The sequence below is a fragment of the Candidatus Manganitrophaceae bacterium genome (assembly GCA_016200325.1).
Lineage (GTDB): Bacteria > Nitrospirota > Nitrospiria > SBBL01 > Manganitrophaceae > Manganitrophus.
In genome coordinates, this window is record JACQEZ010000008.1 from 225,740 (window position 1) to 231,939 (window position 6,200).

At 57.4% G+C, this 6,200-nt stretch carries 5 protein-coding genes; 2 read left to right on the top strand and 3 right to left on the bottom strand.

Annotation, left to right across the window (positions count from 1 at the left end):
• Positions 1 to 32: 32 nt before the first annotated feature.
• Positions 33 to 1,481, bottom strand: a complete 1,449-nt coding sequence (locus tag HY282_06890) for an MFS transporter (protein ID MBI3803472.1) — start codon at positions 1,479 to 1,481, stop codon at positions 33 to 35.
• Between the two features lie 73 nt (positions 1,482 to 1,554).
• Positions 1,555 to 2,193, bottom strand: a complete 639-nt coding sequence (gene tmpT, locus HY282_06895) for a thiopurine S-methyltransferase (GenBank protein MBI3803473.1) — start codon at positions 2,191 to 2,193, stop codon at positions 1,555 to 1,557.
• Between the two features lie 175 nt (positions 2,194 to 2,368).
• Here tmpT and HY282_06900 point away from each other — a divergent pair, with 175 nt between their 5' ends.
• Positions 2,369 to 3,280, top strand: a complete 912-nt coding sequence (locus tag HY282_06900) for a LysR family transcriptional regulator (GenBank protein ID MBI3803474.1) — start codon at positions 2,369 to 2,371, stop codon at positions 3,278 to 3,280.
• 1,094 nt (positions 3,281 to 4,374) lie between these two features.
• Here HY282_06900 and HY282_06905 read toward each other — a convergent pair.
• The gene (locus tag HY282_06905) at positions 4,375 to 4,587 is read right to left on the bottom strand and encodes a response regulator transcription factor (GenBank protein ID MBI3803475.1); all 213 of its coding nucleotides are present in this window, start codon (positions 4,585 to 4,587) and stop codon (positions 4,375 to 4,377) included.
• A gap of 1,142 nt (positions 4,588 to 5,729) precedes the next feature.
• Between HY282_06905 and HY282_06910 the strand changes: the two genes are divergently transcribed.
• The coding region (locus HY282_06910; GenBank protein ID MBI3803476.1) for a hypothetical protein at positions 5,730 to 6,200 on the top strand (471 nt) is incomplete at its 3' end.

A 6,200-nucleotide genomic window follows, 5' to 3' on the forward strand; every position in this document is an offset into this window, starting at 1 on the left:
CCACGCGTGTCAGGGGAGTAAGTTCATGACACCTATCCAGCGTCCGAAGCGCGTGTTGCGAGCGCGCGACTTCCAACCGCGATGGCGAGCGCGACGACGATCAGAACGGCCGCGACGGCGAACGTGATCCGCATGCCGGCGGCAACGGCGTCTGGACGCGCCGTGGCGATGTCGGTCGTGGCCGATGCGAGCGCGAACAGCGCGCCCATCGCGGAGGCGCCGGTGATCAGCCCGAGATTGCGCGACAGGTTGAGCATGCCGGAAATGACGCCCCGCTGGTCCGCGCGGATCTCTGTCATGACGGCGGTGTTGTTGGCAATCTGAAACAGCGCATAGCCGACGGTGAGGATGACGATGGGGGCGATGTAGCCGGGGAGGCCGAGCGTCGCCGGCATCATCGATAGAAGGAAGGAACCGGACGCGATTCCGATGAGCCCGACGAGGGTCATCCGTTGCGCCCCGAAACGATCGGCGAGGCGGCCGGCGGGGAGACCGGCCAGGGCGGCGGCAAGCGGGCCGGCCGACAAGACGAGTCCGACCAGCGCGGCGTCGAGCCCGAGCGCGCGAGAGAGGTAGAACGGCCCCACCACCAGCGTCGCCATCATCACCGTCGAGACGATCGCGCTCATGGCGAGGCTCGCGCTCAGCGCGGGATCGCGGAAGATCCCCAATCGGATCAAAGGCGAGGCGGCCCTCGCCTCGACGAGGACGAAGAGGCCGGCGCCGAAGGCGGCCGCCGACAGCAATGCGATGTTGATCGAACCGAAACGGCCGCGCCCCATCGTCATGGCGAGTGCGTAAGCCGCGAGCATCAGGGCCAGCAGCAGCGTGCCCAGGTTGTCGAAGCCGGCCCGATCGGCCTGCGGCCCCCCGCGATCCACGGGCAGGGTGCGATAGGCCAGAAGGAAAGCCAGGAGACCGAACGGGACGTTGACGAGGAAGAGGGCCCGCCACCCGAGTCCGGCGATCAGAATGCCGCCGAGCGACGGGCCGAGCGCGGTGCCGATCGCGGACATCGTTCCGAGCAGCCCCATGGCGCGGCCGGTCTTTGCCTTCGGAACCGTCTCGCCGACAAAGGCGATGGTGAGGGCCATCATGATCGCCGCTCCCAGGCCCTGCGCCGCCCGGGCGGAAATCAGCAGCCGGAGCGTCGGCGCGGCGCCGCAGAGGAGCGAAGCCGCCGTGAACAGGAAGATTCCGGCCGTCAGCAGCCGCCGGCGGCCGGTGAGGTCGCCAAGCCGTCCGACGCTGACGATCAGGGTGGTGATGGCGAGGAGATAAGCGAGGACGACCCACTGGACTTCCTGGAAGGAGGCGTTGAACGCCTGCGCCAACGCCGGCAAGCCGACATTGGCGACGCTGGTGCCGAGCGAGGAGAGCAACATCGACAGCGAAAGGCCGGCGAGCGCCCACCGAACCGAAGGGGCCCCTTCCGCGCTTCCAGCGACGACCTCATCTCGTTCTGCAATGATGGCCTTCATCCTGACCTCCTTTTTTCCAACGGCTTTCGGCGGCCGCCTCATTTCGACCTTGGATGAAACGCTTGCAGATCGATTATTCATTTTTCAGCAACCAAACGGTCTCATTGACGGCACGGATCCCCTTTAACCCGCCGGGTACTTTCTGGGTCGCCACGAGATCCAAATGATATCGATCTCCATAGAGGCGACTCACTTCCTCGGCATCAATTGAAAAAGGAGGACCTTCCATCAGGCTTTGGTCGTACTCATAGCAAATCAGCAGCTGCGGCGCCTGGTCCGTGATCTCCGTCAAGTGCGCCGCGTATCGCTTGCGCATCTCCGCCGGCAGCGCCACCAAAGCGGCCCGATCATAAATCGCATCGACCGGGCCGAGCCTCTTTCCGGACAAATCAAAGAGATCTCCGACGAAGAGGTCGATCTTTGTTGCGCTGTAGTGATCGAGCTCTCCGACCCGTAATATTTTGGGTTCGATCCCAAGCTCCGAAAATAATTGCTCGACGGCGATTTTGCTGAGCTCCGCGCCGGCAACACGAAAGCCGTTGGAAAGGAGCCAGGGAATATCGAGGGTTTTGCCGCAAAGCGGCAAGAAGAGACGGCCGCCGTTCGCCGGAGCAAGTTTTTTGAAATATTTGATCAGGAGCGGATTTGGTTCAGATGCGTGGAAAGCGATTTCATTTCTTTCCCATTTTTGGCGCCAAAATTTTTTATCCATTCTGAATATCCTCTTTAGAGATTTACCGATCCATCACGCCGCTTTCTTGCGACCCAGAAACCGAGCTGTCAAAACAGAGTTTATTCCTTTGCCCGACATTGCGGAAGACGCGCCATCTGCACTTTATTCGTGCGTTGAACGCCCGATCACAATCAAATTGTGCTATGGTGAAGGCATGTCGAGACCCGATTTCAACCTTCTTGTCGCCCTGGATGTGCTGCTCGCCGAAGGGAGTGTTGCGCGCGCCGCCCGGCGATTGCGCCTCAGCCCGTCGGCGATGAGCCGGGCGCTGGCGCGATTGCGCGAGACGACGGGCGATCCGCTGTTGGTCCGGGCGGGACGCGGTCTCGTCCCCACACCGCGGGCGCTCGAACTTCGCGAGCGGGTCGGTCGACTCGTGCAGGAGGCGGAATCGGTCCTGCGCCCGGCTGAGAAGCTCAATCTCAAACAGCTCGTCCGAACGTTCACGCTCCGGACCAGCGAAGGCTTTGTGGAAAACTTTGGACCGGGCCTCATCGCCCGCGTCGGCGAGGAAGCCCCCGGCGTGCGGCTCTGCTTCGTGCAGAAGCCGGACAAAGAGAGCGCGCCGCTTCGCGACGGGACCGTCGATCTGGAAACCGGCGTTGTCGGGAAGACGACCGGTCCGGAGGTGCGCGCGCAGGCATTGTTCCAGGACCGTTTCATCGGCGTCGTGCGAAAGAGGCACCCGTTGAGCCAGGGCAAGATCACCCCCTCCCGTTATGCGGCCGGCAAGCACATCAGCGTCTCGCGGTGGGGGCTCGACCGGGGGCCGATCGATGAAGCCTTGAAGTCGTTCGGGCTGGAACGGGAGATCGTCACGGTCGTCGGCGGCTTTTCGACCGCGCTGGCGCTGGCCCGGGCCTCCGATCTGATCGCCAGCGTTCCCGAACGGCACACCGGAAACCTGCGCGCCGGCATGCATCCTTTTCCCCTTCCGGTCGCCGTGCCGGAAATCACGGTATCCTTGCTCTGGCACCCGCGGCTCGATGCCGATCCGGCGCACCGCTGGCTGCGCGGCTGCGTTCGGGACGCTTGCGCGGAGCAACGCACCGATTCATCGGCATGAGGAAGAACGCCGAAAGTTGAATGGATATCGTGAAGATGAACTCATCGGGAGATCGTCACGATCGCCGGTGGCTTTTCAACCGCACCCCCCGTCAGGCCGACGCTTCGCGCAGGGTATGATACAGCGTCCGATCCTCCCTTAGAGATATAAAAAAGCACTCAGACAGAAAGAGAATCCCCGCCTTCTTCGGCTTTCTCCTCTTTCTCTCAAAATCACATTGGCTTTTCAGATGAAATATTTTGCTAATATTCGGCAAACCCCAAGGTTCTATCGAGCGGAATAAGGCCATCTAAGCGGTCTTTTAATGGCACTCTATTTGCGTATTGAAAGGTTTAGCAGTTGAATTGATAGAAATAAATAGCGATCTTTTTGAGAATGGAGGACGACAATGAAGTGTGCGCGATGTTCAGGCTCGATGGTATACGAAAATTACGATGGGATTGAAGACCAATATGCATGGGGGTATAAAGCCTTTAAATGCCTTCACTGCGGGGATGTGGTCGACCCGATTATTCTGGCCAATCGGAGACGGTTTAAATCTCCTTGCCGAAAAGCCGCCTAAAGTTCCTTCTCTTCCTTCAGGGTCGGTTTCACCTATCACCGGTTAAGCAGATAGGCGCTCTCCTGTCGCCCAGCAGAGCATGGTTATGGCCGTATGCGAAGTTGCAGGTATATGACGACGACCGATGCCTTGCCAGCCGTCTTGAAAATCTTTGCTCTTTATAAGTGGGCCATACATCGGAGCGATGACCGGTACGACATTGCTCTTATTATTTATTATGCGGACAGGTTCCACATTCGGGCTCAGTACCCTATGACGCGTCACCGCCGCCTCTGCGCGAATTTGTGAAATAGATAAAAGCCAGCGGGATACCGATAAATCTCAAACAATATAAATTTAGTCCCTCGATTTCAACAAAAGACTTTCACCCCCAGCCGTTTATTTTCGAGATAGACCCTGTTCAGTAAAACGGTCCCTTTCCTGCGCGATCATTTACATATCTATTTCTGAGAGATGTCCAAAATGATGAATCCCCCCCTTGAGGTTTTGCTAAGCGGTGCGGCGAGAGACCGTCCGCTTCGGGTGATACTGTCTATTCAATCGGAATATATCCCTTTTGAATCGCATGGCGAACGAGCTCGGCCGCATGGCCCAATCCAAGCTTATTCATCACGTGCGTGCGATAGGTCTGCACCGTCTTCTCAAACAGCCCCAAATGCTCGGCGATCTCTCGGATGCTCAAACCTTCTGCAATGAGACAGAGGACTTCTTTCTTTCGCTTCGAGAGCAGACGGCTGAAGGCCATTTTGAAACTCCTTATTTCCTTCGACGAAAATCAACTTCATCGGCCGGTTCCCGTGGGCTTTGGGTGCGAGCCTCGTTTCTCGGAAGGAGGGTGACGGCAAGAGGAGACCCTTGCCGCTCTCCCCCAAGTGCGATGCTGGGATCCTAATCAGGTCCCTGGCTTCCCATCACCCACGGGAAGGGATGCGGCTGCTTCGGGTCTCGAGGGGAGGCTGCCGATGCGGCCGCAAGCGCATTCTTCGGATCTCTAAATGCACCTAGAGTGCCTCGGGATAAGAAGCGGCAGAGATTGAAAATAGCCGGGTCTCGAAGGCGATTCGATCGAAATCGTTGCCGAAAAAATAGATGAGGAGGAGCGCGTTTATCTTTCCAGATACGAACATCCGATACACTGTATCTTCAGCCGCGCCGTTTTATCCAAAAGCAGACGACGCGCGCAGACGCCTGTGATATCGGGCTGCCATGCGCTGCCGTCCCTTGTTTGGGCTTCCGGTTCAGCCCCCCATCCGACGGTAAATGGCCTTCGCTTTGCTTAGCAGATCAGATCTTCCTATTGATCTTCCTATTATAGATGCTTGACTCTTCAACCTGCCGCATGGTGTAATTATCCAGGGCGGGTCTTCGCTGCAGTCGGCTCCTAAGCCGGGGTTGACTCGCCGAAAGGGCGCTCTGCCTTCTCGATCGATACAGATCTATATAATAGATCTATGAGATACTCCCCCTTGGAGGGTTTGAGAATCAGCGTCATCGCTTAAGGAAAAAGAGATTCAGCCAGGGATGGCTTCCAATTTGGTTTTATTGAACGTTTTACTCACTTTCCACTTTGGTATCCGGCCCTCGATTGGATCTTTTAAGAAGACTGCGCCACCCTTCTAAACGACTCTCCCTTTGTCTCAATGGGACCTCTAAGGCCTTTTCCCCTATCAAATTAAGCCGCCTTCCTATAGTAAAAATAAATATTTTTGTTACTTTTAATAATGAAATGATCCCGGATTGTAATTTTCCAGCCTTGCATCAACCTGTCCTTCCAAGAAACGATTCCTTGGCCTTTTATCTGATTTTATCCCTCACACCTATGATCACCCGCCGGCGGAACGCTGTCGGGGCATTTTGTAAACCGTATGCTCTTTTTAAGGATGGTCCATGAAAAGATCGCACATTGGGTTCGTCTTCATATTGCTTTTGTTTTTCGATTGCGGGGTTGCCTCTGCGCAGACGATCTGGTGGGACACCGGAATGGCAAAGTTGCGGCAAGACAATGGGGGGACCAACGGAGATCCAGTCCCCGGCGGCGGCGATCTTTGCACTGCAAGCGGCTGCAGCCGCGGCGGGGTCACCCTCTCGGCGGCACGAAACGAATTCGAGCCGTTTCAAATCTTCATCGCCGCGACCACTTCTGCGCTCTCTCAGGTCAATGTGACCGTCAGCGATCTCAGTGACGGGAGTGGACATCTCATTACCGCACTGGTGAGCGGCCGGCCGAAGAATATCGTGATCTATCGGGAGCATTATATTTCGATCGTCTCCACCAAGCTCTCTTCCTCGGAGGCGAAGCCGGGGCTCTGGCCGGACGGACTGGTGCCCAAAGTCGATGAGTACTTTGGCGAAGTTCGC